Origin of the sequence: Streptomyces sp. NPDC057617 (assembly GCF_042800555.1) — a bacterium.
GTDB lineage: Bacteria > Actinomycetota > Actinomycetes > Streptomycetales > Streptomycetaceae > Streptomyces.
On the sequence record NZ_JBHVGV010000001.1, the window covers coordinates 676,170 to 701,984 of the forward strand.

Annotated in this window: 20 protein-coding genes; 11 read left to right on the plus strand and 9 right to left on the minus strand. The window is 70.5% G+C overall.

The genetic code is table 11. The annotated features are described in order from the left end of the window. Positions 1-124: 124 nt before the first annotated feature. The 4 genes from ACFU9P_RS03095 to ACFU9P_RS03110 all read right to left on the minus strand — a co-directional run bounded on the left by ACFU9P_RS03095 (position 125) and on the right by ACFU9P_RS03110 (position 6,399). Complete coding sequence (locus ACFU9P_RS03095; protein WP_384077452.1) at positions 125-1,633, minus strand: SDR family NAD(P)-dependent oxidoreductase; 1,509 nt, start codon at positions 1,631-1,633, stop codon at positions 125-127. A gap of 156 nt (positions 1,634-1,789) precedes the next feature. After that, a complete protein-coding gene (locus ACFU9P_RS03100; protein ID WP_376374873.1) occupies positions 1,790-2,569 on the minus strand; it encodes a GNAT family N-acetyltransferase in 780 nt (259 codons plus the stop codon). 29 nt (positions 2,570-2,598) lie between these two features. Continuing rightward, positions 2,599-3,519 carry an NADP-dependent oxidoreductase gene (locus tag ACFU9P_RS03105; RefSeq protein ID WP_376374870.1) on the minus strand — a complete coding sequence of 307 codons (921 nt, stop codon included), beginning with the start codon at positions 3,517-3,519 and terminating at the stop codon, positions 2,599-2,601. A 288-nt stretch (positions 3,520-3,807) separates the two neighbouring features. Next, the gene (locus ACFU9P_RS03110; protein ID WP_384077454.1) at positions 3,808-6,399 is read right to left on the minus strand and encodes a PA14 domain-containing protein; all 2,592 of its coding nucleotides are present in this window, start codon (positions 6,397-6,399) and stop codon (positions 3,808-3,810) included. 205 nt (positions 6,400-6,604) lie between these two features. Here ACFU9P_RS03110 and ACFU9P_RS03115 point away from each other — a divergent pair, with 205 nt between their 5' ends. The 5 genes from ACFU9P_RS03115 (at position 6,605) to ACFU9P_RS03135 (ending at position 12,483) form a co-directional block, all read left to right on the plus strand. Continuing rightward, the gene (locus tag ACFU9P_RS03115; protein ID WP_384077456.1) at positions 6,605-7,630 is read left to right on the plus strand and encodes a LacI family DNA-binding transcriptional regulator; all 1,026 of its coding nucleotides are present in this window, start codon (positions 6,605-6,607) and stop codon (positions 7,628-7,630) included. Between the two features lie 201 nt (positions 7,631-7,831). Beyond that, positions 7,832-8,926 carry an ABC transporter substrate-binding protein gene (locus ACFU9P_RS03120; RefSeq protein ID WP_384077457.1) on the plus strand — a complete coding sequence of 365 codons (1,095 nt, stop codon included), beginning with the start codon at positions 7,832-7,834 and terminating at the stop codon, positions 8,924-8,926. 1 nt (position 8,927) lies between these two features. After that, on the plus strand, positions 8,928-10,487 hold the full coding sequence (locus tag ACFU9P_RS03125; RefSeq protein ID WP_384077459.1) for a sugar ABC transporter ATP-binding protein: 1,560 nt from the start codon (positions 8,928-8,930) through the stop codon (positions 10,485-10,487). Continuing rightward, complete coding sequence (locus tag ACFU9P_RS03130) at positions 10,484-11,452, plus strand: ABC transporter permease (protein WP_384077460.1); 969 nt, start codon at positions 10,484-10,486, stop codon at positions 11,450-11,452. The genes ACFU9P_RS03125 and ACFU9P_RS03130 overlap by 4 nt, the downstream gene beginning before the upstream one ends. A 50-nt stretch (positions 11,453-11,502) precedes the next feature. After that, positions 11,503-12,483: an ABC transporter permease gene (locus ACFU9P_RS03135; protein WP_384077906.1), complete on the plus strand. Its 981-nt coding sequence runs from the start codon at positions 11,503-11,505 to the stop codon at positions 12,481-12,483. Positions 12,484-12,536: 53 nt separating this feature from the next. Here ACFU9P_RS03135 and glgC read toward each other — a convergent pair whose 3' ends face one another. From glgC to ACFU9P_RS03150, 3 genes are read right to left on the minus strand one after another with little or no spacing between them, the layout of a single operon-like run. Next, positions 12,537-13,754 (minus strand): glucose-1-phosphate adenylyltransferase, encoded by a 1,218-nt coding sequence (gene glgC, locus ACFU9P_RS03140; protein ID WP_384077462.1) that lies wholly within the window; start codon positions 13,752-13,754, stop codon positions 12,537-12,539. Between the two features lie 46 nt (positions 13,755-13,800). Further along, entirely contained in the window at positions 13,801-14,985 is a 1,185-nt protein-coding gene (gene glgA, locus ACFU9P_RS03145) for a glycogen synthase (protein ID WP_384077464.1), read from the minus strand. 50 nt (positions 14,986-15,035) lie between these two features. Further along, a complete protein-coding gene (locus ACFU9P_RS03150) occupies positions 15,036-15,821 on the minus strand; it encodes a (2Fe-2S)-binding protein (RefSeq protein WP_384077466.1) in 786 nt (261 codons plus the stop codon). A gap of 140 nt (positions 15,822-15,961) precedes the next feature. Between ACFU9P_RS03150 and ACFU9P_RS03155 the strand changes: the two genes are divergently transcribed. Then, positions 15,962-17,005 carry a DMT family transporter gene (locus ACFU9P_RS03155; protein WP_384077468.1) on the plus strand — a complete coding sequence of 348 codons (1,044 nt, stop codon included), beginning with the start codon at positions 15,962-15,964 and terminating at the stop codon, positions 17,003-17,005. Here the strand turns inward: ACFU9P_RS03155 and ACFU9P_RS03160 are convergent. Then, the gene (locus tag ACFU9P_RS03160; RefSeq protein ID WP_384077470.1) at positions 16,886-18,238 is read right to left on the minus strand and encodes a transglycosylase family protein; all 1,353 of its coding nucleotides are present in this window, start codon (positions 18,236-18,238) and stop codon (positions 16,886-16,888) included. The two genes, ACFU9P_RS03155 and ACFU9P_RS03160, sit on opposite strands and share 120 nt — an antisense overlap. 182 nt (positions 18,239-18,420) lie before the next feature. On the opposite strand from ACFU9P_RS03160, the gene ACFU9P_RS03165 reads away from it, so the two are divergent. Then, positions 18,421-19,548, plus strand: a complete 1,128-nt coding sequence (locus tag ACFU9P_RS03165) for a LacI family DNA-binding transcriptional regulator (protein WP_376374729.1) — start codon at positions 18,421-18,423, stop codon at positions 19,546-19,548. A 183-nt stretch (positions 19,549-19,731) separates the two neighbouring features. Here ACFU9P_RS03165 and ACFU9P_RS03170 read toward each other — a convergent pair whose 3' ends face one another. Next, on the minus strand, positions 19,732-21,072 hold the full coding sequence (locus ACFU9P_RS03170) for an ROK family protein (protein ID WP_376374726.1): 1,341 nt from the start codon (positions 21,070-21,072) through the stop codon (positions 19,732-19,734). 142 nt (positions 21,073-21,214) lie between these two features. On the opposite strand from ACFU9P_RS03170, the gene ACFU9P_RS03175 reads away from it, so the two are divergent. Genes ACFU9P_RS03175 through ACFU9P_RS03190 form a run of 4 tightly spaced genes read left to right on the plus strand, consistent with a single transcriptional unit; the run spans position 21,215 to position 25,775 of the window. Then, positions 21,215-22,525: an ABC transporter substrate-binding protein gene (locus ACFU9P_RS03175; RefSeq protein ID WP_376374723.1), complete on the plus strand. Its 1,311-nt coding sequence runs from the start codon at positions 21,215-21,217 to the stop codon at positions 22,523-22,525. A 10-nt stretch (positions 22,526-22,535) separates the two neighbouring features. Further along, positions 22,536-23,546, plus strand: a complete 1,011-nt coding sequence (locus tag ACFU9P_RS03180; protein ID WP_376374720.1) for a carbohydrate ABC transporter permease — start codon at positions 22,536-22,538, stop codon at positions 23,544-23,546. Beyond that, entirely contained in the window at positions 23,539-24,399 is an 861-nt protein-coding gene (locus ACFU9P_RS03185; protein ID WP_376374717.1) for a carbohydrate ABC transporter permease, read from the plus strand. Before ACFU9P_RS03180 ends, ACFU9P_RS03185 begins: the two co-directional genes overlap by 8 nt. Positions 24,400-24,419: 20 nt before the next feature. After that, a complete protein-coding gene (locus ACFU9P_RS03190; RefSeq protein ID WP_384077473.1) occupies positions 24,420-25,775 on the plus strand; it encodes a GH1 family beta-glucosidase in 1,356 nt (451 codons plus the stop codon). Positions 25,776-25,815: the final 40 nt, after the last annotated feature.

The following is a 25,815-nucleotide window of genomic DNA, read 5'->3' on the forward strand; positions in this document are numbered from 1 at the left end:
ATGAGCGCCTGCCCGCTCCATCGGGTTCACGTTCGGGTGAGATTTCGAGCAAACGGCCGATTACGAGTTGCCGATTGCCCGGAATTACCCGCTACCGCTCAGTGCCTGTACCGGTCGGTGCCCGTCACCAGTTGGCGGGCGCGTAATCCTTGAGGAAGCAGCCGTAGAGGTCCTCGCCGGTCTCGCCGCGCACGATCGGGTCGTACACCCGCGCGGCTCCGTCGATCAGATCGAGCGGGGCGTGGAAGCCCTCGTCGGCGAGACGCATCTTGTCCGGGTGCGGGCGCTCGTCGGTGATCCAGCCGGTGTCGACGGCGGTCATCAGGATGCCGTGCGACTCGAACATCTCCTGGGCGCTGGTACGGGTGAGCATGTTCAGCGCGGCCTTGGCCATATTGGTGTGCGGGTGACCGGCGCCCTTGTAGCCACGGCTGAAGACGCCCTCCATCGCGGACACGTTCACCACGTAGGCGCGCCGGGCCGCGGTGGCCGCCATCGCCCGGCGGAGCCTGCTGATCAGGATGAACGGTGCGGTGGAGTTGCAGAGCTGGACTTCGAGCAGCTCGACCGGATCGACCTCGGAGACGGTCTGCACCCAGCTGTTGGTGTCGTGCAGATCGGGTACGAGCCCGCCGGCGTCGATCGCCGTACCGGCCTCGATCCTGGCGAGGCTCGCGGAGCCGCCGACCAGGGCGAGCGAGGTGATGTCGGAGGCGCTCAGGGCCTCGCTGCCCGCGGCGGGCAGGACGGCCTGGGCGCCGCTGCCGAAGGCGCCGATGACCTGGGAGGCCGGGAGTTCACCGGCGGGCAGGGGCGCGGACTCGGCGGCGAGGAGTTCGCTGTACGCCTGCGGGGAGCGGCGTACGGTCTGGGCGGCGTTGTTGATCAGGATGTCCAGCGGGCCTTCTGCGGCGACGGAGTCGGCGAGGGCCACTACCTGTGCGGGGTCGCGCAGATCGATGCCGACGATCTTGAGCCGGTGGATCCATTCGTCGCTGTCCGGCATCGCCTTGAAGCGGCGTACGGCGTCACCGGGGAAGCGGGTGGTGATGGTGGTGTGGGCGCCGTCGCGCAGCAGCCGCAGGGCGATGTACATCCCGATCTTGGCCCGGCCGCCGGTGAGCAGCGCGCGCTTGCCCGTCAGATCCGTACGGGCGTCGCGGCGGGCGCGGTTCTCGGCGGCGCAGGGCTGGCAGAGCTGGTGGTAGAAGGCGTCGACCTCGGTGTAGCGGGTCTTGCAGATGTAGCAGGAGCGCGGGCGCTGGAGTATGCCCGCGATCTCGCCGGTGACCGAGGAGGAGGGGAGCAGGCCCTGGGTCTCGTCGTCGATGCGCTCGGCGGAGCCGGTGGCGGTGGCCTCGGTGACGGCCTTGTCATGGGCGGTCTTGGCGGCCCTGCGCTCCTGGCGGCGGCGCTGCTTCACGGTCCGGTAGACACCGGCGGTGGCGCGCCGGACCGCGATCGCGTCGGGGTGGTCGACATCCAGCCGGTCGAGTTCGCCGAGCACGCTCAGGCAGACGGCCATGCGCTCGGGGTCGATGCCGGGACCGTACGACGGGTCCCCGCCCTGCGCCGGAATCCCGCCGTACGCCGGGCTCTCGCCGTGCGCGGGGCCGCCCTCTGTCACCGTCATCGCCGCTGCCGTTCCTCGATCGCTCGTAGCTCACTCGTACACCGGAGTGCTCACTCCCGCGCCGGAGTCCCGCGTGGGGGCGTTTTTCGCCGTCGCGAGCATCCCCGCAGGTCAGGAGCATACCGACGGGCCGGGTGTCAACAAAATCCCGCTATCTTATCCGGCTTGTCCGGCGCTCGGCCGCCGGTCGCCCTCCTCCGGGGTCTCCGGGACGCGCAATGCCAGGAACGTGATCTTCCTGCGGAGGCGGAAGCCCAGCGATTCGTAGAGCCTGATGGCGTTCGTATTGCTCGCGGCGGCGTGCAGGAACGGGGTCTCGCCGCGGGCGCGGATGTGGTGGGAGACGGCGAGGACGAGCCGGGCCGCGAGTCCCTGGCCGCGGAAATCCGGGTCGGTGCACACCGCGCTGATCTCGGACCAGCCCGGCGGGCGCATCCGCTCGCCCGCCATCGCGACAAGGGCGCCGCCGCGGCGGATGCCGAGATAGGTGCCCATCTCGACGGTGCGGCTCATGAAGGGGCCCGGCTGGGTGCGTTCGACCAGGTCGAGCATCTCGGGCACATCGGCGGGGCCGAGGCGTACGGCCTCCTCGTCCGGTGCCGCGGCCACCCCGGCGTCCACGAGCTGGACACCATCGGCTCGGAAGGTGACCTCCCAGCCGTCGGGCGAGGACCCGCCGTAGCCCGCGAGCCCGATGATCGCGCCGGGCCCGGCGAGCGCGGCAGCGTCGGCCCAGTCCTCGGCGGTGGGACCTTCGCCGGTGCCGGGCAGCGCCACCCAGACCGACACCTCGGGCTGGTACCGCAGCAGCCGGCCGCGCCGCTCGGCGAAGTGCGCCTGCGGACCGGTCAGCGCGGAACGGGCGGGGTTGTCGAGGGGGTGAGGGGACGGTTCGGGGCCGTCGGACCAGGGGTCTCCGGCCCGGGAGCCGGCGATCTGACGGTCGGCCGAACGGGGACGGGGGCTCACGCGGCGACCTCGATCACTATCTTTCCGCGGACATGGCCTTCCTCCACCGCGCGCAGTGCCTCGTCGGCGCGGTCCAGCGGGAAGGTCCGGGTCACATACGGGTTCAGGGTGCCGTTCAGGACCAGCTCGGCAACCTCGTCGAGGACCTCCGCCGTACGGGCCCGTACCAGCGCCGCGCCGCCTAGTTGGGGCACCGTGCCCTTGTCGGCCGCGCTGATCAGTTTCGTACGGTCCGCCACCAGCTCGGCCACGGCCCGCAGATCGTCGCCGCCGACCAGGTCCAGGACCGCGTCGATCCCGTCCGGCGCCGCGGCCCGTACGCGCTCCGCGAGGCCGGGGCCCGGCGGGACGTGGACGGCGCCCAGGGACTCGACGAAGTCCTTCTTGCCCTCGCTCGCGGTGCCGACGACCCGGATGCCGAGGCCGCGCGCGATCTGCGCCGCGGCCACGCCCACTCCCCCGCCGACGCCGGTGATCAGCAGCGTGGCGCCGGGCGCGAGGTCCGCCTGGCGCAGTCCGTCGTACGCGGTGGCCGCCGCGACCGGCAGCGTGGCCGCGTCCGTGAACGGGAGAGCGTCGGGCTTGCGCGCGGTGACCGCGACCGGCAGCAGGGTGTACTCCGCGTAACCGCCGGTGAGGGTGGAGCCGAAGACCGCGTCGCCGACCGCGAAGCCCTCCACACCGGGTCCTGTCGCCTCGACCACGCCGGCCGCCTCGCTGCCGAGGACGGCGGGCAGTTCGGCGGGCGCGGAGCCGGGCCGGACATAGCCGTTGCGCAGCTTCCAGTCGACGGGGTTCACGCCGGCCGCGCGGACCGCCACCAGGAGCTGTCCGGGGCCGGGGCTGGGAACGGGCAGGTCGGCGAAGGTCTCCACCTCCGGACCGCCGTGCCGGGTGTAGACATACGCCTTGGAGATGGCCTTGGGCATGGGACTCCTCGTTCCTACCGATCACACCGGGCCGCCGCCCGGCACAACAGACAGTGCAAGGCGGCGGGCCTGATCACTATTCCCACGGCCGACCGGGAAGGGTGGTCTCCCCGAGGACCGCTACGGTCCGTGAGTGCGGAGGGCCGGCCGGTGAGGAAACCGAAGCGGCCCCGGTCCGCCCAACGCGCGGGCGTACCAGGGCCGTTCAGCCGGTTCCGGAAGCACCCGGTTCAGGAAGCACCCGGTTCAAGAGGCAGCCGGTTCAGCAGGCAGCCGTCAAGATCCCGCGCACTCCATCGACGCCGGGTCGGAGGCGTCCCGTATCAGCGCCTCGTGCGCCGCCCTGAGCCGCTCCGCGTCCGGCTTCAGCACCGTACGGTCATAGGTGAGCAGTCCGTTCAACTCACCCTCCACATCGCTGATCTGGGTGTAGACCGCGCCGTTGCTCCCCCGGCAGGCCAGCGATCTGACGTTGTCGAGCTGCGCCAGATACTCGTCCGTGTACGCGGCCTGGTCGACCCCGACATAGGTGTGCTGCACGGGCCACGCGTGGCCGGGCACCGCGAGCCCCAGGCCGCCGTACTCGCCGCTCACCAGGGCCCTTCTGCCGTCGGGCGCGGGCAGTTGGGCGCTCGGATAGCCGTGCGCGTCGGCGATGTCGCCGTTGCCCCCGTCGACCGCGCCGCAGCAGTTGAGACCGCTCATGTTGTTGATCAGCCGGGTCGGGTCCCATGCCTTGGCCTGGTCGGCGACGCGCGCCTGGTCGTACTGGCCCCAGCCCTCGTTGAAGGTGACCCACATGATCACCGAGGGGCTGCTCGCGTGCTGGTCGATCATCTCCTTCATCTCGTGCTCGTACTGGGCCCGGGACTCCGCGTCCGGATTGATCGTGTTCATCGCCGGCATGTCCTGCCAGACCAGCAGACCGAGCCGGTCGGCCCAGTAGAACCAGCGGTCGGGTTCGACCTTGATGTGCTTGCGCACGGAGTTGAAGCCGAGCCGCTTGTGCGCCTTCAGGTCGTACGCGAGTGCCTCGTCGGTGGGCGCGGTGTGCAGCCCGTCCGGCCAGAAGCCCTGGTCGAGCGTGGCCATCAGGAAGACCGGCTCACCGTTCAGGACCGTGCGCGGGGCGCCGTCGACCGTTTCGACGGCGATCGAGCGCATACCGAAGTAGCTGCCTATCCGGTCCGCGCCGGCGGTCACCTCCAGCCGGTAGAGATACGGGTCGTCGGGCGACCAGAGCCGTGGATCACGGACGGGCACGCTCAGCGGCTCGCCGGTGCGGCCGGTGGCGGTGCCGACCTTGCGCCCGCCCGCGTACGCGGTGGCCGTGACCGGCACCCCGTCCCGTATCCCGCGCACCTCGACGGCCAGCCGCTCCCCCGCCACATCGGGGGTCAGCTCGATCGAGTCCGCGTGGTCGGGTGCGACGGGCTCCATCCAGACGGTCTGCCAGATGCCGGAGGACGCGGTGTACCAGATGCCACTGGGGTCGAGGCGCTGTTTGCCCATCGGCGGGTTTTCACCCTCGGCGGCGTCGGTGGGATCGTAGACGCCGACGATCAGCTCCTGGGTGCGGCCGGGCTTGAGCGCGTCGGTGACATCGGCGCTGAACCGGTCGTACCCGCCCTTGTGTTCGGTGACCTTGGTGCCGTTGACATACACCTCGGCCTTCCAGTCGACGGCGTCGAAGTTGAGCTGGAGCCGTTTGCCGTCACCGATCCGCCAGCCCTGCGGGACGGTGAACGTACGGCGGTACCACATCCGGTCCTCGTGCCGCTCGACACCGGAGAGCTGTGACTCGACGGGGTACGGAACGAGGATGCGCTCGGGGAGCGTCCTGCCGACGGGCGGGTGTTCGCCCTCCTCGGCGGCGGCGAACTCCCAGCGCCCGTTGAGGTTCTGCCAGGCGTCGCGGGTCAACTGGGGCCTGGGGTACTCGGGATGGGCGTTGCCGGGGCGCACGTCCTTGGCCCAGGGGGTGCTCAGCTCGTGTGTGGAGGTGTTGGGTCCGCTGCTCCAGAAGGCCGCGACGGGCTTGCCCTCCTTCGCCGCGAGCCCGCCCGTGCCGTCGTACCGCACATCGGCGGTGCCGCCCTTGCCGACGACCGGTTCCTTGAGGCTCACCAGCAGCCGCCGGGCGTCCGCGGGGTCGCTCCTGACCGGGCCCAGCGGCCAGACGGCGCCGCCGATGACCGCGCCGAGATGGGCGGTGAGGCCGGCGGGCGGCCTGGCGAGGCGCTGGGCGAAGTCGAGACGGAGGGTGCGGCCGTCGGGCAGTACGGTGGCGGCGAGGGCTCCGTCGTACGCGAAGCCGTCCGGGAGCCGGAAGGCGGACTGGGGCACCGGCCGCTTCGTACCGCCGGGCTCGGTCCACCTGAGGTGCAGATTCGAGCCGCCGTAGTGCTCGAAGTACTCCACCTTGATGTCGTAGGCCTGACCCGCCGTCAGTTCGATGGGCTGCGCGGTCTGTTCCTTGTCCCAGTCGTCGACCCAGTGGTCGATGGCGAGCCGGCCGTCGATCCAGAGCCGGAAGCCGTTGTCGCCGATGATGGAGAAGGTGTGCGCGCCGCTGGTCTCCGGCACGATCTTCCCGGTCCAGCGGACGGTGACATCGTCCGCCCGTCCGGTGGTGGCGGTGAGTCGTGGTTCGAGGTTGCCGAAGTCGATGGCGGGGTCGAAGGCGGTGGCCTTGAGTTCATGGAAGTCGAAGGCTCCCGGGGCGGACTGGGTGTAGTACTCGCCCTTGAGGCCACGGGCCTCGGCGGGATCGCCGTCGTCGGCGGCCGAGGCGGCCGGGACCGCGGTGAGTCCCGCGACGCCGAGAACGGCGGCGAGCAAGAGGGCCAGTTTTCTTCGGATGCGCACAAGTCCTCCTTGAAGCTGAGGGTGGCGGCTCGTTGCGGCTCGTTACGACACTCTGTACAACGTTGGAAGGAACGGCAGTTGGCATGACAGCATGCCGTTCGTCCGCTGTCCAGGGTCCTGACGGAGTGCGGATCGGCGCCATATATAACGTTGTACAAAATGGGCGGGGGCGGATCCTCGGGGGCCGTCCCGGAGGGGAATGCCGATGAACGTCAGCCTCAAGGATGTCGCGGAGCGCGCGGGCGTCTCCATCAAGACCGTGTCGAACGTGGTCAACAACTACCGTCATGTGACACCGGCGATGCGGGAGCGGGTCCAGCGGGCGATCGACGAGCTGGGCTACCGCCCCAATCTGACGGCCCGTCATCTGCGCAAGGGGCGTACGGGCATTCTCGCGCTGGCCGTGCCCGAGCTGGGCAACCCGTACTTCGCCGAGCTGGCGGGCGCGGTGATCGATGTGGCCGCGGAGCACGAGTACACCGTGCTGCTCGACCACACCGGGGGCCGCCGCGAGCAGGAGATCCTGGTCAGCCAGGGGTTCCGGGCGCGGGTCATCGACGGGCTGATCCTGAGCCCCATCGAGCTGGAGCCGGAGGATCTGCTCGGCCGCGACCACGACGCGCCGCTGGTGCTGCTCGGCGAGCGGGAGTACGACCTGCCGTACGACCACATCGCGATCGACAATGTCGCGGCGGCCAGGACCGCGGTCCGGCATCTGCTGGACCTCGGCCGCTCCAGAATCGCGTTCCTCGGCGCCCGTACGGACCGGGTCAACGAGCCGTCGCAGCTCCGGCTGCGGGGCTGGCGTACGGAGTTGACGGCGGCCGGGGTGCCCGCACCGGACTCGCTGGTCGCCCCGACGGGCGGCTGGGACCACGCGGACGGCGCGGCCGCGATGGCGCGGCTGCTGGACTCCGGGGCGCTGCCGGACGCGGTCTTCGCGTACAACGACCTGATCGCCATCGGGGCGATGCGGGTGCTGTCGGAGCGCGGGCTGCGGGTGCCGGAGGATGTGGCGGTGGTCGGCTTCGACGACATCACCGAGGGCCGCTACGGCACGGTCACCCTGACCACGATCTCCCCGGACAAGCACACCATCGCCAGGCTCGCGGTGCAGTCGGTGGTGGAGCGGCTGCGGGGCGGCGCGGAGGCATCGGAAGCCGCCTCAGCACGTGAAATCCGCGCGGATTTCACCCTGGTGGAGCGGGAGAGCACCCTCGGCCCTGTCTGACACAGGGCGTCGGCCGGCCATGAGCGCGGACCGGCGGGCTGTTGTGGCAGGAGGGCTTTACAGGTCTCGTACAACGATGTAAAAAGCCTTCCGAACACTCTCCACGCACCTCAACGCACTCTCAACGCACCGATCGACCGTACGAGTTGACCTCCCGTGGGCGCTCAGCGCGCCGGGGCCGCGCCGAGATGGGGTTCCGCCATGAAGTCTTCCGCCGTCCGCCGCCACACGACCACGACCGTGCTCGCCGCCGCTCTCACCGCCGCTCTCGCGCTCAGCGGATGCGCGAAGTCCGAGGACGACGCCGCCGGTGACACGTCCTCCTCCGCCGACGACAGCGGCGCGGGCCAGGTGGTCGCCACTCCCAGCGCCGGGAACGCCGAGACCTGCGCCATCGACCGGTTCGGCGGCGAGAAGAGCGATCTCGCCACCGCCACCGTCGGATTCTCCCAGTCCGAGAAGGAGGCCAACCCCTTCCGGATCGCCGAGACCGCCTCCATCAAGGCCGAGGCGGAGAAGCGGGGCGTCAAGCTGCTCACCGCCAACGCGCAGAGCCAGTTCTCCAAGCAGATCAGCGATGTGCAGGACCTGATCGCCAAGGGCGCCGATCTGCTGGTGATCGCCCCGCTCAACTCGGACGGCTGGGGCCCGGTGCTGCGCGCCGCGGCCGCGAAGAACATCCCGATCGTGACCGTCGACCGGAAGATCAACGCGACGCCGTGCGAGGACTATGTGAGCTTCATCGGCTCGGACTTCATCGAGCAGGGCGAGCGGGCGGCGGACCGGATGATCGAGGCGACGGGCGGCAAGGGCGAGGTCGCCATTCTGCTGGGCGCCGCCGGGAACAATGTCACCACCGAGCGCACCAAGGGGTTCAAGGACCGGATCGCGGCCGAGGCCCCGGGCCTCAAGGTGGTGTTCGAGCAGACCGGCGAGTTCGCCCGCGAGAAGGGCCAGCAGGTCACCGAGCAGCTCATCCAGTCCAACCCGGACATCACCGGGATCTACGCCGAGAACGACGAGATGGGCCTCGGCGCGGTCAACGCCCTGAAGGGCGCGGGCAAGAAGCCCGGGGACGTCAAGATCGTGACGGTGGACGGGACGCGCAACGCGGTGCGGGGCATCGTCGACGGCTGGATCTCCGGGGTCATCGAGTCCAACCCGCGCTTCGGACCGCTCGCCTTCCAGACCCTCGACGCCTTCACCAAGGGCGAGGAGGTCGCCCAGGACATCGTCATCCAGGACAGCGCGTACACCGAGGAGAACGCCGAGTCCGGTCTGAACAAGGCCTACTGACATGCTGTCGGTGACCGGTCTGACCAAGACCTTTCCGGGCGCCCGGGCCCTGGACGGGGTGGACCTCTCCGTCGGGCCCGGCGAGGTCCACGCGCTGATCGGGGAGAACGGCGCCGGCAAGTCCACCCTGATCAAGCTGCTCACCGGGGTGTACCGGCCGGACTCGGGCGAGATCGTGTTCCAGGGCAGGCAGGTACGGTTCGCCACCCCGCTGGAGGCCCAGCACGCCGGGATCTCCACGATCTACCAGGAGGTCAATCTCGTCCCGCTGATGAGCGTGGCGCGCAATCTCTTCCTCGGGCGCGAGCCCCGGGGCCGGCTCGGGCTGATCGACTTCGGCCGGATGCACCGGGAGGCGGACGAGGCGCTGCGCGCGCTGGGCCTGCGGGTCGATGTACGAAGGCCCTTGCGTTCGCTCGGAGTCGGCGCCCAGCAGATGGTGGCACTGGCGCGGGCCATGGCGGCGGACGCGCGGCTGGTGGTGATGGACGAACCGACCTCCTCACTCGAACCGCGTGAGGTCCGGACCCTGTTCGGGGTGATCAGGGCGCTCAAGGAGCGCGGGATCGCGGTGATCTATGTCAGCCACCGGCTCGACGAGCTGTACGAGGTCTGCGACACGGTCACCGTGCTGCGCGACGGCAAGCGGGTGCACACCGGACTCCTCGCGGATCTCGACCGGCTGAGCCTGGTGTCGCTGATGCTGGGCCGCGAGCTGGGTGAGGCGCGCGCCGCGACCACCGAGGCGCGCGCGACCGGAGGTGAACCGGTGCTCGAAGCAAGGGATCTGACGGTACGTCACTCCCTGCACGGGGTGTCGCTGGCGGTGCGGCCCGGCGAGGTGGTGGGGCTCGGCGGGCTGCTCGGCTCCGGCCGCAGCGAGACCGCCCGGGCCATCGCCGGGGCGCTGCCGCCCGACAGCGGGCAGGTGCTGGTGGCGGGACTTCCCGTACGGACCGGCTCCACGCCCGCCGCGATCAGGGCGGGCATCAGCATGCTGCCCGAGGACCGCAAGGCCGAGGGCATCGTGCCCGGGCTCTCCGTACGGGAGAACATCGCCCTGGCCGCGCTGCCGGGACTGGCCCGCTTCGGCCTGGTCGACGACGCCAGGGTCGACCGGGTCGTGGACACCTTTGTGAAACGGCTGCGGATCAAGACCGCCGGGACGCACCAGAAGGTGGGCGAGCTGTCCGGGGGCAATCAGCAGAAGGTGCTGCTCGCCCGCTGGCTCGCCATGCGGCCCAAGGTGATGCTGCTGGACGAACCCACCCGGGGCATCGATGTCGGCGCGAAGGCCGAGGTGCGGCGGCTGATCGACGAACTCGCGGACGAGGGGCTCGGGGTGGTGCTGATCTCCTCCGACATGGAGGAGCTGATCGAGGGCTCGGACCGGGTCGTGGTCCTCAAGGACGGCGCGGTGGTGGCGGAGCTGACCGGGACCGAGGTGACGGAGGAGCGGCTGCTGCGCGCGATCGCCGCGGAAGACGCCCGGGCCCCGGAGCCGGCCGGAGCGCCGGAGCACGCCGGAGTCCCGCGCGGGGCCGGAGGGGAAGGAACATGACAACTGATCTGGCCGCGCCCAGGCGCGAAACCCTCGACCGCGCAAGGCTTCTGACGTTCCTTCAGGAGTACGGCGTCTATGCCGGCGTGGCCGTCCTGCTGCTGGCCAACGTCCTCTTCACCCCGCACTTCCTCTCCGCCGAGAACTTCCGTACCCAGGCCGTCCAGGTCGCCCCCGTCCTGATCGTGGCGCTCGGCATGGCGCTTGCCATCGGCAGTGAGGGGGTCGATCTGTCGGTCGGCTCGGTGATGGCGCTGTCGACCTCGCTGCTCTCGCTCTATCTCGGCTACGGCCCCTGGGTCGCGCTGATCGTCGCCCTGATCGGCGGGGCCGCGGTCGGTCTGGCCAACGGTTCGCTGATCGCTTTCATCGGGGTGCAGCCCATTGTGGCGACCCTGGCGCTGATGGTCGCGGGCCGCGGGCTCGCGCTCGTACTGCTCCCCCAACTCAAGGACGTCCGGGACCCGGGAATGGCCTCGCTGGGCTCGGGCGATCTGCTCGGCGTCCCGTACCCGGCGCTGATCGCCGCCGCGCTGGCGCTGGCCGTCGCGTTCACCGTACGGCGCACCACTTTCGGCCGGCAGCTCCTCGCGATCGGCGACAGCCGGCCGGCCGCCAAGCTCGCCGGGCTCCCGGTCCGCCGGGTGCTGATCACGGTCTACATCTGCTCGGGCGTGCTCGCCGCAGTGGCGGGGGCACTGGCCACCGCCCGGCTCCAGGCGAGCGATCCGACCTCGCTGGGGACGCTGATGGAGCTGTCCGCGATCACCGCCGTGGTGGTCGGCGGCACCCCGCTGAGCGGCGGGCGGATCAGGATCGGCGGCACGGTGGCGGGCGCCGTACTGATCCAGCTGCTCACGGCCACGCTCATCAAGCACGATCTGCCGCCGTCCTGGACACAGATCGCCCAGGCCGTGGTGATCGTGCTCGCGGTGTACGCGGCTCGGGAACGGGGGAAGCGGTGACCACGGTGGAGACAGGCAACTCCGTCGAGACCGGGGCCGGTTCGGTGCCGATGGCCGAGGAGCCGCTCGGTGCGGGCCGGGCCGAGCGGCTCAGCGCTCTGGCGCAGCGGCACGGCGCGCTCGTCACTCTGATCCTTGTGGCCGTCGCCGCCTCGATCGGCTTCGACACCTTCGCGACCGGCGACAATCTGGAGAACATGGCGGTCTCCTCGGCGTTCCTCGCCGTCGTCGCCCTCGGCATGACCTTTGTGATCATCACCGGCGGTATCGATCTCTCGGTGGGCTCGCTGTTCGCGCTCGGCGGGGTGCTCGCCGCCTGGGGTTCCCGGTACGGCACGGCCGTCGCCCTGCTGCTGCCGCTCGCGGTGTGCGGAGTGATCGGCCTGGTCAACGGGCTGCTGATAGCCCGGGCGCGGCTGGCGCCGTTCATCGTGACGCTGGCCGCGATGCTGCTGGCGCGCGGTGTGCTGCTGTCGGTCACCGACGAGGGGTCGACCACCTATCTGGTGGACGAGACCTCCTTCTTCGCCCGGCTCGGGCAGGACACGCTCCTGGGCATCGGCATCCCGGTGTGGATCACGGTGGCGCTCTTCGTGCTCGGGGCGGTCGCGTTGCGCCGGAGCCGGTTCGGGCAGTACGTGTACGCGGTCGGCGGCAACGAGGACGCGGCGGCCCTGATGGGCGCCCCGGTGGCCCGTACGAAGATCGCCGTCTACACCCTGTCCGGGCTCTGTGCCGGGCTGGCGGGTGCGCTGAACGCGGCCTGGCTGGTCTCCGGGGTGACCATTCTGGGCGCCGGTATGGAGCTGGAGGCGATCTCCGCGGTGGTCATCGGCGGCACCCTGCTGACCGGCGGTTTCGGTTTCATCAGCGGGTCGCTGGTGGGGGTGCTGCTGCTGAAGGTCATCCAGAACGTCATCAACCAGATCGGCTCGCTGGACTCGGCGTACCAACAGGTCGTCAGCGGCGCGTTCCTGGCGGTGGTGGTGATCGCCCAGACCTGGCTGGGCCGGCGGCGCCGGATGCTCTGACCGTACGGGGCACGCCGGCCGTACGACCGGGGGCGCCGCGTCAGGCCGTACGGTCAGAACACCCGCTGCCCCTTGCCCAGCGCGATGATCCCGTTCGGCGAGACGGTGTACAGCTCCCGGTCGCGGACCGGGTTGACACCGATCGTCGCGCCGGGCGGGACATCCACGTTCTTGTCGAGGATCGAGCCGCGCACCACCGCGCCCCGCCCGATCCGTACGTTGTCGTGCAGCACCGAGCCCTGCACCACCGCGCCCTCCGCCACCACCACGCCCGGGGAGAGCACGGACCGGGTGACCTGGCCTCGGATGACACAGCCCGGCCCGACCACCGACTCGCTCGCGATGCCGCCCGACACGAACCGCGCGGGCGGAAGCTGGCCGGGGTGGGTGTAGATGGGCCAGCGGCGGTTGTCGAGCCGGAAGACCGGCTGGTCGGAGATCAGGTCCATGTGCGCGTCGTAGTACGAGTCGAGGGTGCCCACATCGCGCCAGTAGCCGTGCTCGCGGGGCGTCTCCCCCGGCACATGGTTGTCCTGGAAGTCGTAGACCTGGGCCATGCCCCGCTCGGTGAGCATGGGCAGGATCGAACCGCCCATGTCGTGCACCGAGTTCTCGTCCTCGGCGTCCCGGTGCAGCGCGTCGACGAGGACCTTGGTGGTGAAGAGATAGTTGCCCATCGAGGCGAAGACCCGCTCGGGGTCGCCGGGCAGCCCCGGCGGATCGGCCGGCTTCTCCAGGAACCGTTCGACCTGGGTGCCGTCCGTGGCGGGCGTGATGACTCCGAAGGACGAGGCCTCCGCGCGCGGCACCCTGATCCCCGCGACGGTGACGCCCGCGCCGTTCTCGATGTGCTGCTTGAGCATCTGACGCGGATCCATCCGGTACACATGGTCGGCCCCGAACACCGCGATGTAGTCCGGCTGTTCGTCATGGACGAGGTTGAGGGACTGGAGGATCGCGTCGGCGCTGCCCAGATACCAGCGCGGGCCGAGCCGCTGCTGCGCGGGCACGGGGGTCACATAGTTCCCGAGCAGACTGGACATCCGCCAGGTGGTGCTCACATGCCGGTCCAGCGAGTGCGACTTGTACTGCGTCAGTACACAGATCCGCAGGATGTCGCCGTTCACCAGGTTCGACAGCACGAAGTCGACGAGACGGTACGTACCGCCGAAGGTCACCGCCGGCTTGGCCCGGTCCGCGGTGAGCGGCATCAGGCGTTTGCCCTCCCCGCCCGCCAGGACGATCCCGAGTACCGAAGGTCCGCCACGCATCGCCGCTCCCTCTGTTCGGGTTCTGGTCGTCCGGGCACTGTCCGGACTACTTGAGAAGCTCCTCGTACAGCTCGAACGTACGCCGGGCGACCCGGTCCCAGCCGAAGTCGCTCACCGCGCGCTCCCGGCCCGCCGCCCCCATGCGGGCCGCCGACTCGGGCTCGTCGAGCACCCGGTTGAGGGCCTCGGTGAGGCCCGACTCGAAGGCCTCCGGGTGGCGTTCGTCGTACGGTACGAGCAGCCCCGTACCCCCGTCGTCCACCACCTCGGGGATACCGCCGACCGCCGAGGCGACCACTGCGGTGCCGCAGGCCATGGCCTCCAGATTGACGATGCCGAGCGGCTCGTACACCGAGGGGCAGACGAACACCGTGGCGTGGGTGAGGAGCTGGATCACCTCGGGGCGCGGCAGCATCTCCGGGATCCAGTGCACACCGTCCCTGGTCCTGCCCAGCTCCTCGACCAGCTCACGGAACTCCCGGCCGATCTCCGGTGTGTCGGGCGCGCCCGCGCAGAGCACGAGCTGCGCGCCGGGGTCGAGCGCGCGGGCGGCGCGCAGCAGGTGCGGGACGCCCTTCTGGCGGGTGATCCGGCCGACGAAGAGGACGAAGGGGCGCTCGGGGTCGAGTCCGATCCGTTCCAGTACGGCGGTGCCGTGGTCGGGGCGGTAGAGGCGGGTGTCGATGCCGTTGTGGATGACACGCACCCTGGCGGGGTCGAGCGCGGGGTAGCAGGCGAGGATGTCGTCGCGCATGCCCCGGGAGACGGCGACGACGGCGTCCGCGGCCTCGATGGCCGTACGCTCCGCCCAACCGGAGAGGGCGTAACCGCCGCCGAGCTGCTCGGCCTTCCAGGGGCGCAGCGGCTCCAGGGAGTGCGCGGTCACCACATGGGGGATGCCGTGGAGCAGTTTGGCGAGGTGCCCGGCGAGATTCGCGTACCAGGTGTGCGAGTGGACCAGTTCGCAGCCGTCGAGCGCCGCCGCCATGGACAGGTCCACCGAGAAGGTGCGCAGGGCGTCGTTGGCTCCGTCGAGTCCGGGGGCCGCGCGGTGGCGGATCACTCCCTCGTCCCGCGCTTCCCGCGCCGGTGCGGAGTCTTCGCTCCCGGCCCAGCAGTGCACTTCGAGATCGGTCAGGGAGCGCAGTTCGCGGGCGAGGAATTCCACATGGACGCCCGCTCCGCCGTAGACGTCCGGCGGATATTCGCGTGTGAGCAGGCCGACTTTCACGCCATCCCCCGTTCTCGCGTTCCCGCCCGGCGATCGCAGCCCTGACATGGTCACCCGGATTCGGCCCGGGCGGAAGACCGCGGCGGTGGCCGGTCGAAGACACAGTCCCCGCAGAGGGCGCCCGCGGGGCAGCGGTAGTAGAGACAGCAGCTCCGGCGCCGGAAGGATCCGACCGGAAACGCGCCGGCCAGGGAGGTGCCGGTGGTACGGAGGTCCGGGTGGCCGAAAAGCTCCGCTGCCAGGGCTCCGGCGCGCTCCGCCACCTCGGGCCGGCCGTTCCGCCCGCCCCAGCGGCTCAGCTCCCGGACGGCTCCGGCGAGCGCGGAACCGGCATTGCCCCACAGCAGCCGCGGCGAGATCCGCCCGTCGCGCCGCAGGGCACCGGCGAGCGGGACGAGATGGCCGTACTGCACGGCCTCGCACACGCTCGCGGCGGTGGCGGGCAGGGTCCGGAGCCGGGCGGGGTCCCCGGTGAGGACCAGATCGTCGGGCGAGGTGAGGTCCGGGTCCCAGAGCAGCTCGCGCGGGTCCAGGTCGGGGACGGCATCTGCCAGTACGGCGCTACCCAGCGCGACCGACCAGAGCCGGGCGGCGAGCCCGAGCTGCGCTATCGAGGCGGCGATCCGGCGCTCGGGGGCGCGCAGCCGGGCCGCGACCGTGTCCACCCGGGCCGTCAGCGGGCGGTGGTCGCCCTCGTACACCGAGGCGAGCGGGACATGCGCGGGACCGGGCGCACCGGTCCGCAGGGCGAAGAAGCCGCCGACGGAGCCGACAAGGGCGAAGTCCGGTCGGCCCGGACGTGTGTGCTCGGCCCGGTCCCGGTGCTGCTGATCCACTCTGTCCCCCCATCGATCACCATCCGTGACATTACCTCTATGGGAGGACATCCCTCTCCACCTCGTACTACGACAGCAGTACACCGGATTGACCTCTTCAGGACGACGCCGAAAACAGCCGGAAGAGAGATCGTGGGCGCATGAGTGCCCTCGCGCTGTCCGTACTGCTGTCCCTGGTCTCCGCCCTCGCGTACGCGATCGGCGCGATCCTCCAGGAGCGCGTCGCGGCACACACCCCCGACCGCCCGTACGCGCCCCTGCACCACGGGGTGTGGTGGGCGGCCGTCGCACTGAACGGTCTGGGCGGGGTGCTCCATGTAGCGGCGCTGGCGTACGGGCCGCTCAGCCTGGTCCAGCCGCTGGGCGCGCTCACCATCGTCTTCGCGCTGCCGCTGGCCGCGCTCTTCGTGGGCCGCAGGGCCGGGCGCACCGCCTGGCGCGGCGCGCTCATGGCGACCGCCGGTCTGGTGGGGCTGCTCGCCCTGACCTCGGGCAGCGACTCCCAGTCGCTGGACGGCCCGCACCGGCTCGCCCTGGCCGCGGCCACGCTCGGCGCGGTGGCGGTGCTGTTCCTGGCCGCGCAGTGGGTGCGGCGGCCGGCGGTACGGAGTGTGCTGCTGGCGGCCGCGGCGAGTGTGGCGTTCGGGATCTCCTCGGTCTTCACCAAGACCGTCACGGTGGACTGGGCCTCGGACACCGCGGCCGTGCAGGTGCCGAGCCTGCTGCTGATCGCGGTCCTCGGGGCCGGCGGGCTGCTGCTGTCCCAGGCGTCCTACCGGGGTGCCGGGCTGGCCGCCCCGCTGGCCACGGTGACCGTCGTCAATCCGGTGGTGGCGGCGGCCGTTGGGCTGACGCTCTTCGGCGAGGAGTTCCGCTACGGCTTCCTCGGTACGGGGCTGGCGCTGGGCTTCGGCGCGGTGGCGGCGGGCGGACTGGTGCTGCTCACGATGGAGCGGCCCGAAGCGTCCTCGACGGGCGGCCCGGAAGCTCCGGCGGGTCATGCCGCGGTGCCCGGTCCCGCCGGGGCCCCGGACGATGCCGTGGCCCCGGCCCTGGAAGGTGCCTCAGAGGCGGATGCCCGCGGCCCGCAGGTAAGCCAGCGGGTCGATGTCGGAGCCGTAGTCCGGCCCCGTACGCATCTCGAAATGGAGATGCGGCCCCGTACTGTTACCGGTCGACCCTGACCTGGCGATCCGCTGGCCGCCGCTGACCTGCTGGCCCTCGCGCACATTGAGCGCGGAGAGATGCGCGTACTGGCTGTACTTGCCGTCGGCGTGCCGGATCACGACCTGGTAGCCGTACGAGCCCGCCCAGCCGGCCGAGACCACATGCCCGGCGGCGACGGCCTTGACCGAAGTGCCGGTGGGGACCGGGAAGTCGACGCCCGTGTGATAGCCGCTGGCCCAGGAGCCGGGCTGGCCGTACCGGGTGCCGGTGGAGGCGGAGACCGGGGCCGTGACCGCGCCCGAGGAGGGCTTCTCGGCCCGGGCGGGCGCCTTGACCTGCTGCGGCTTGGGCTTCGGCTTGGCCGCCTGCTGCTGGGGCTTGGGCTTCGCGGCCTGCTCGGTCTTCTTCTCCGTCTGCTTCGGCTTGGCGGCCTGCTGCGGCTTGTCCTGCTTCTTCTCCTGGACGGCCTGCTTGGGCTTCTCGGCCGGTACGGGCTTGGCCGTGTCCTTGGGCGGTGCGGTGGTGGCGCTGCCCTTCGGGGGCGCGAGGACATGAAGGACGAGCTTCTGGCCGGGGAAGATCAGATCGGGGTCGCTGCCGATGAGCCGGCGGTTCTCCTCGTACAGCCGCTGCCAGCCGCCCTTGACGGACTCCTCGACGGCGATCGCGGAGAGCGAGTCACCGCGCGCGACGGTGTAACCCTCGCGCTGTGTCGGGACGGTGGTGGGGGACGCCTTCTTGGGCCGGCTCTGCTCGGTCTTCGTGCTCTGTCCGGCCTTCGCCTGGACCGGGCCGCTGGTCCGCTCGCTCGCGGCCTTCGGCGTGTTACCGCCGTCACGGGCGCGGTCCGGGGCGATGTCCGGCGAGTCGCCGCCGCGGGTCAGGCCCGCGCCGGGCGAGCAGGAGGGCCAGGCTCCGGGGCCCTGCCCCTTGAGCACCTTCTCGGCTATCGCGATCTGCTGGTCCTTGGTGGCGAGATCGGCGCGCGGGGCGTACCGCTCGCCGCCGTACGCCTCCCAGGTGGACTGGCTGAACTGGAGCCCGCCGTAATAGCCGTTACCGGTGTTGATCTGCCAGTTGTTGGTCGACTCGCACGCGGCGACCTTCTCCCAGACGTCGACCGACGCCCCGTGCGCGGACCCCGCCGCTATGAACGGCAGTGCCATCCCCGCGCCGCCCGCCGTGACGGTCAGCGACGCACGGTTGATACGACTCGGCTGGTACCTGCGGTGCCGACCGGTTGCGGCCATGACTGGGCTCCCCCACTGGCTGTAGGACACGTCGCAAGCGGACAACTTACGGGCTGGGCACGGACCGTGACAAGACCTCAACTACCGGCGACCGGCGCCCGGTTCCCCGGAATCGGGGCCATCACCGCGCTCACCAGCGAAGACCACGGAGAGCGCTCTCCGCTGCTGCTATAAATAGGTGCATGACGGAAGACCCGAGACCGGCCGGAGCGCCCACCCTGGAGGATGTGGCGCGAGCCGCCGGTGTGTCGCGCGCGACGGTCTCGCGGGTCGTCAACGGTGTCCGGAATGTCGACCCGGTGATACAGGAGTCCGTACGGCAGGCGGTGGCCGCGACCGGCTACACGCCCAACCGCGCGGCGCGCTCCCTGGTCACCCGGCGCGCGGACGCGATCGCGCTGGTGGTCTCGGGGGCGGGGGACGACTCGTCCGACGGCTCGGCGACCACTCCGGCCGTCACCGCCCCGGGCTCGGCGGAGGGCGACGGGGACGCCGAGGCGGACAGCGCCAACAACTCCTTCACGGCCGGGGTCTTCGCCGACCCGTTCTTCGGCCGGGTGGTGACAGGAGTCGTCAACTATCTGCGGCCGCGCGGAATGTATCCGGTCCTGATGTTCGCCGAGACCTCCCGCTCCCGCGACGAGGTCGTCTCATACCTCCGGCAGGGCAGCGCGGACGGCGCGCTCGTCGTGTCGACGCATGCCGAGGATCCGCTGCCGGAGCTGATCACGGACGCGGGGCTGCCCGCCGTGCTGTACGCGCGGCCCGCGCGGCCCGCCCGTATCAGCTACGTCGATCTCGCCCACCAGGACGGCGCGCGGCTGGCGGCCGAGCATCTGCTGGCGCGCGGCTGCCGGCGCATCGCCACCATCACCGGGCCGCTGGACGTACCAGCGTGCCAGGACCGGCTCGCGGGCTTCCGGGACACGATGGCGCGGCACGGCCATCCGTACATCCCCATCGCCGAGGGACGGTTCACCCAGGAGACCGGCGAGAGCGCGATGGAGCGGCTGCTCGCCGAACACCCGGATCTGGACGGGGTGTTCGCGGCGAACGATCTGATGGCGGTGGGCGCGTGCCATGTGCTGCGCGAGCACGGCAGACGGGTGCCGGAGGATGTCGCGGTGGTCGGCTTCGACGACAGCAGCGCGGCGCTGGCGTGCCGGCCGCCGCTGACGACGATCCGGCAGCCGGTGGAGGAGATGGCGGCGGAGATGGCCCGCCTGCTGCTGGACCGCCTGTCCGGCTCGGACCGCGCGGTCACCTCGGTGATCTTCGAACCGTCCCTGGTGGTACGGGACTCGGCCTGACGGGTACGGTCCGGCGGGCGCGGCGGGCGCGGAAAGCCGCCGCCAGGGGCAGCACCGGGGCCGTCCGGCGGCGCCGTGGCCGCGAAGCGTCACCGGACCCCCCGGTTCCGCGGTCCCGGCGGACGGGACGAGCGGGGCCGTCCGGTCGGCGCCCGGGCCGCGAGCATCCCGTACGTCCCCGTCTCACCCGGGAGTGCCGCCCGTCGGCGTCGACGCGCGGCGCCAGCGGCGCTGGGCCGAGACTCCGCCCGGGTCCGGTTCCGCGGCCGGGCCCGGGACGCGGGGGCGGCTGCCGCCGCGGGCCAGGAACGCCGCGAGCGGCAGTGTCGCCGCGCCCACCGTGACCGCGTCCGGGCCGAGCCGCCCCAGCTCGATCGTGGTGCGGGCCGCCGCGTGCGTCAGCGCGTACGCCTCCGCGTGCCGCCGGATCGCTGGCAGCAGATGCGGCCCGATCAGCAGCCCCGCCCATCCGCCGAGCAGGATGCGGTCGGGCAGGAAGAGGTTGGTCAGATCGGCGACGGCCGCCCCCAGACACTCCGCGGTGTCGTCGAGCAGGGACACCGCCACCGGGTCGGGCGCGGGCCCGTCGGGGCCAGGGAAGGCCGCTTCGAGCAGCGCGGCCAGCGCGGTCTCGTCGTCCGCGTCGTCCGGGAGCGGCCCGCCCGCCTCGTACCAGCGCTCGCGCATCGCCTCCGCCCCGGCGTACGCCTCCAGACAGCCGATGGAGCCGCAGCGGCAGCGGCGGCCCCGCATGTGCACAGTGGTGTGGCCCCATTCGAGCGCGCTGCCCCGGCCGCTCTCCTCGACCAGCGCGCCGCCGTGGATGACGCTTGCGCCGACACCGGAGCCGATGAGCGCGATCGCGGCCGTACCGGCGCCCCGGCCGCCGCCGAACCACATCTCGGCCTGGCCGAGGGTCTTGGCTCCGTTGTCGATGAACAGCGGCACTTCGGACGGTACGTCGAGGACCTCGCGCAGCAGCCGCTCGAAGGGCACCGCGGTCCAGCCGATGGTCTGCCCGTGCACCACGGCCCCGTCCCGGCCGCCGCGCTCGATGATCCCGGGGACCCCGATGCCGATGCCGAGGAGCTGCCCGGAGTCGGCGCCCGCGTCGCGCAGTACGTCGGCGACGCCGGTACGGACATGGGAGACGATGCGTTCGACATCGTAACCGTGCTGGGCCAGCAGCCGGTCGGTGCGGGCCAGTTCCGTGAGGGACAGGTCGAACAGCTCGACCCGGACCCGGGTCTCGCCGATGTCGATGCCGATGAGCAGTCCGCCGCCGGGGGCGACGCGCAGCAGCGTACGGGGTCTGCCGCCGTCCGAGTCGACCACTCCGGCCTCCTCCAGAAGGCCCTCGGCGGCGAGTTCGGCAACGACGTTGCTGATAGAGCCTGAACTCAGCCCGGTGGCGGAACCGAGTTCCTGGCGGCTGAGCGGACCGTCGAAATACAACCGTTGTACAACCCTGGCACGGTTGTCCCTTCGCAGGTCACGCACCGTCCGTCTGCCGCGCTCTCCCATGGTGCTCCTTCCGTGGACGCAACATACCCCGGTCACAAACCTTGACGCGACCTTCCCTCACCTCTTAAATCACGTCATAAATTAAGTCATGGAGGCCGTTCGACTCTCGAACGCTGCCACCCCCGGAAAGGGGCCATCCCACATGCGCACCATCAGAGCCGCAGCAGCAGTCGCCATCGTCAGCGCCCTCACGGCCGTCACCGGCTGCGGCGGCGGTTCCTCCAGTGACGGCGGAAGTAACGAATCGCCCAAAACCCTGACATACTGGGCATCCAACCAGGGGCCCAACATCGAGGCGGACAAGAAGATACTCACGCCCGAACTGAAGAAGTTCGAGCAGCAGACCGGGATCAAGGTCAAGCTCGAAGTCATCCCCTGGTCCGATCTGCTCAACCGGATCCTCGCCGCCACCGCCTCGGGTCAGGGCCCCGACGTGCTGAACATCGGCAACACCTGGTCGGCCTCGCTGCAGGCCACGGGCGCGCTGCTGCCGTGGGACCAGAAGAACTTCGACGCGATCGGCGGCCGGGACCGCTTCGTCGAGTCGGCGGTCGCCTCGGCCGGTGCGGAGGGTCAGGACCCCGCCGCCGTGCCGCTGTACTCGCTGGCGTACGCGCTCTACTACAACAAGAAGATGTTCGCCGACGCCGGCATCACCCAGCCGCCCGCCACCTGGGACCAGTTGGTCGCGGACGGCAAGAAGATCTCCAAGGACGGCAAGTGGGCGCTGGGCGCGGAGGGCGGCAACAACTCCAACAACATCCACCAGGTCTTTGCCCTCGGTAAGCAGCACGGCGTCGACTTCTTCGACAAGGAGGGCAAGCCGACCTTCACCTCCGACGGCGCGGTCGCCGCTGTGAAGCAGTACATCGACTTCATGGCCAAGGACAAGATCATCGCTCCGGGCAACGCGGAGTACGCCCAGAACCAGTCCCTCCAGGACTTCTCCAAGGGCAAGACCGCCATGGTGCTGTGGCAGGCCGCGGCCTCGACCTTCGCCTCGCAGGGCATGAAGCCCGAGGACTGGGGCGTCGCCCCCGTTCCGGTCCAGTCCGGCGCCCCGGGCTCCGGCACCCAGACCAACTCCATGGTCGCGGGCATCAACATCGCGGTGTTCAAGAACACCAAGAACGTCGACGGCGCCAAGAAGTTCGTGAAGTTCATGACGAGCGACGACGAGCAGAAGCTGCTCAACAAGACCTTCGGCGCGATCCCGCCCGTAAAGGCCGCGCAGTCCGACGCCGCGTTCGCCGCGCCCGACCTGAAGGTCCTCCGCGACACGCTCTCCACCAGCGCCGCCCCGCTCCCCCAGGTCGCGAACGAGTCGCAGTTCGAGACGACCGTCGGTGCGGCCGTCAAGGGCCTGTGGGCCGACGCGGCGGCCGGCAAGCCGGTGACCACCGAATCCGTCAAGGCGGCCCTGACCAAGGCCCAGCAGCAGATGGCGCAGTGAGGCTCTTCCCATGACCGCCACCGTGACACCCAGCAGTGGGCACAAGGCGGGCAATCCGGAGAAGACGGACAAAGGGGGTGCGCGCGGACGCCGTCCGCTGCGCATCCCCGACCGGATCCGTCAGGGCGGTCTGCCCTATCTCCTGCTGCTGCCCGCGGTAGTGCTCGAACTGCTCATCCACATCATCCCGATGGTGATCGGGATCTGGGTGAGCTTCCGGCAGCTCACCCAGTTCTTCATCCGGAACTGGGGCAATTCGCCCTCCGCCGGTTTCGACAACTACAAGATCGCCATCGATTTCGACGCCCCCATCGGGCAGGCGCTGCTCCACTCGTTCCTGGTGACCTGCGCCTTCACCGTGCTCTCCGTCGGACTGTCCTGGCTCTTCGGGGTGACGGCGGCGATCATGCTCCAGGAGAACTTCCGCGGCCGGAACGTACTGCGCACGATCTTCCTGGTGCCGTACGCCCTGCCCGTCTACGCGGCGGTCATCACCTGGGCGTTCATGTTCCAGCACGACAACGGCATCATCAATCACGTCCTGCACGACCAGCTCGGCCTCACCGACAAACCGTCGTTCTGGCTGATCGGCAACAACAGCTTCATCGCGCTGGTCGTCGTCTCGCTCTGGAAGTCCTGGCCCTTCGCGTTCCTGATGCTGATGGCCGCGCTCCAGAACATCCCGCGCGATCTGTACGAGGCCGCCTCCATCGACGGGGCGGGCATCTGGCAGCAGATCCGCAAGATCACCCTGCCGTCGCTGCGCCCGGTCAACCAGGTGCTGGTGCTCGTCCTGTTCCTCTGGACGTTCAACGACTTCAACACGCCCTATGTGCTGTTCGGCAAGTCGGCACCGGAAGCGGCGGATCTGATCTCGATCCATATCTACCAGTCGTCCTTCGTCACCTGGAACTTCGGTTCCGGCTCCGCGATGTCCGTACTGCTGCTGCTCTTCCTGCTGGTCGTCACGGCGGTCTATCTGCTCCTCACCTCACGGGGAAGGAAGGGCTCGAATGGCTAGGCCCAGGTCTCCCATCGCACCGCCGCAGTCGTTCGTCTGGACGCGCCGCGTCGTACTGACGCTGCTGGCGGCCTTCGCGCTGCTGCCCGTCTATGTGATGGTCAGCAGCTCGCTCAAGCCGCTGGAAGATGTGTCGGGCACCTTCGAGTGGTTCCCGGCGAACTTCACGATCCGTCCGTACATCGACATCTGGTCGACCGTTCCGCTGGCCAAGTACTTCGTCAACTCGCTGATCGTGGCGGGTTCGGCGACCGTGCTCTCGGTGGTGATCGCGGTGTTCGCGGCGTACGCGGTGAGCCGCTACCGGTTCCGCGGCAAGCGGGTCTTCACCGTCACGGTGCTGTCCACCCAGATGTTCCCCGGCATTCTCTTCCTGCTCCCGCTGTTCCTGATCTTCGTGAACATCGGGAACACCACGGGCGTCGAGCTGTACGGCTCGCGCGGCGGCCTGATCCTCACCTATCTGACGTTCTCGCTGCCGTTCTCCATCTGGATGCTGATCGGGTACTTCGACTCGATCCCCAGGGAGCTGGACGAGGCCGCCATGGTGGACGGCTGCGGGCCCATCCGGGCGCTGTTCCGCGTCGTGGTGCCCGCCGCGGTGCCCGGCATCGTCGCCGTCGCCGTCTACGCGTTCATGACGGCCTGGGGCGAGGTCCTCTTCGCCTCGGTCATGACCAACGACACCACCAGGACCCTGGCCGTCGGCCTCCAGGGGTACGCCACTCAGAACGACGTCTACTGGAACCAGATCATGGCCGCCTCGCTGGTCGTCAGCGTGCCCGTGGTCGTCGGGTTCCTTCTCCTCCAGCGCTATCTCGTCGCCGGCCTCACCGCGGGCGCCGTCAAGTGACCACTTCAGAAAGGCAGTCCGTGAACGACCTCAACGCCCTTCCGGCCGATTTCACCTGGGGCGTCGCCACCGCCGCGTACCAGATCGAGGGAGCCGTGGCCGAGGACGGCCGCACCCCCTCGATCTGGGACACGTTCTCGCACACGCCCGGCACCATCGACAACGGGGACACCGGCGATGTGGCCTGCGACCACTACCACCGGGTGCCCGAGGACATCGGGCTGATGAAGCAGCTCGGCGTGGACGCGTACCGGTTCTCGATCGCCTGGCCGCGGATCGTGCCCGGCGGCGACGGACCGGTGAACGAGAAGGGACTCGCCTTCTACGACCGGCTGGTGGACGGGCTGCTGGAGGCGGGCATCACCCCGTTCGCCACGCTCTACCACTGGGACCTGCCGCAGATCCTCCAGGACCGCGGCGGCTGGCCCTCGCGCGACACCGCCGAGCACTTCGCCGCGTACGCCTCGGCCGTCGCCGAGCGGCTCGGTGACCGGGTGAAGGACTGGGCGACCCTCAACGAGCCGCTCTGCTCGTCCTGGATCGGCCACCTCGAAGGCTCGATGGCTCCCGGGCTGAAGGACCTCACGGCCGCGGTGCGCGCCTCGTACCATCTGCACCTCGGGCACGGTCTCGCCGTGCAGGCGATCCGCGCGGCCTCCTCGGACGCCCGGGTCGGCATCGTCAACAACCTCAGCCCGATCGAGCCGGCGAGCGACAGCGACGCGGACCGCGCGGCGGCCGTTCGCGCCGACGGGCACACCAACCGCTGGTGGCTGGACCCGATCCACGGCCGCGGCTACCCGCAGGACATGCTCGACGTGTACGGAGTGGACCTGCCGCAGCGCCCCGGCGACCTGGAGACCATCGCGACGCCGCTGGACTGGCTGGGACTGAACTACTACTTCCGCCAGATCGTCCAGGACGACCCGACCGGGCCCGCCCCCTTCGCGCGCCAGGTCGACGTGGAGGGCGCCCGCCACACCCACATGGGCTGGGAGGTGCACGCCGACGGTCTGGAGCAGCTTCTGCTGCGCCTGAAGGACGAGTACGGCGCGCGCCGTATCTTCGTCACCGAGAACGGCTCGGCCTTCCCCGACACCATACGGGCGGACGGCACCGTCGACGACCCGGAGCGCTCCCTCTATCTGGACGAGCATCTCGCGGCCTGCGCGCGGGCGGTGGAGAAGGGCGCGCCGCTCGCCGGCTACTTCGCCTGGTCGCTGATGGACAACTTCGAGTGGGCGTACGGCTACGACAAGCGGTTCGGTCTGGTCCACGTGGACTACGAGACGCAGCGCCGCACCATCAAGGGCAGCGGCCACCACTACGCGGACATCATCCGCGCGGCCAACGGCGGGACCGGCGGGGCCGCCTGACGCACTCTCACACGCCGTGAACGGCCGGGGCCACCGTCCT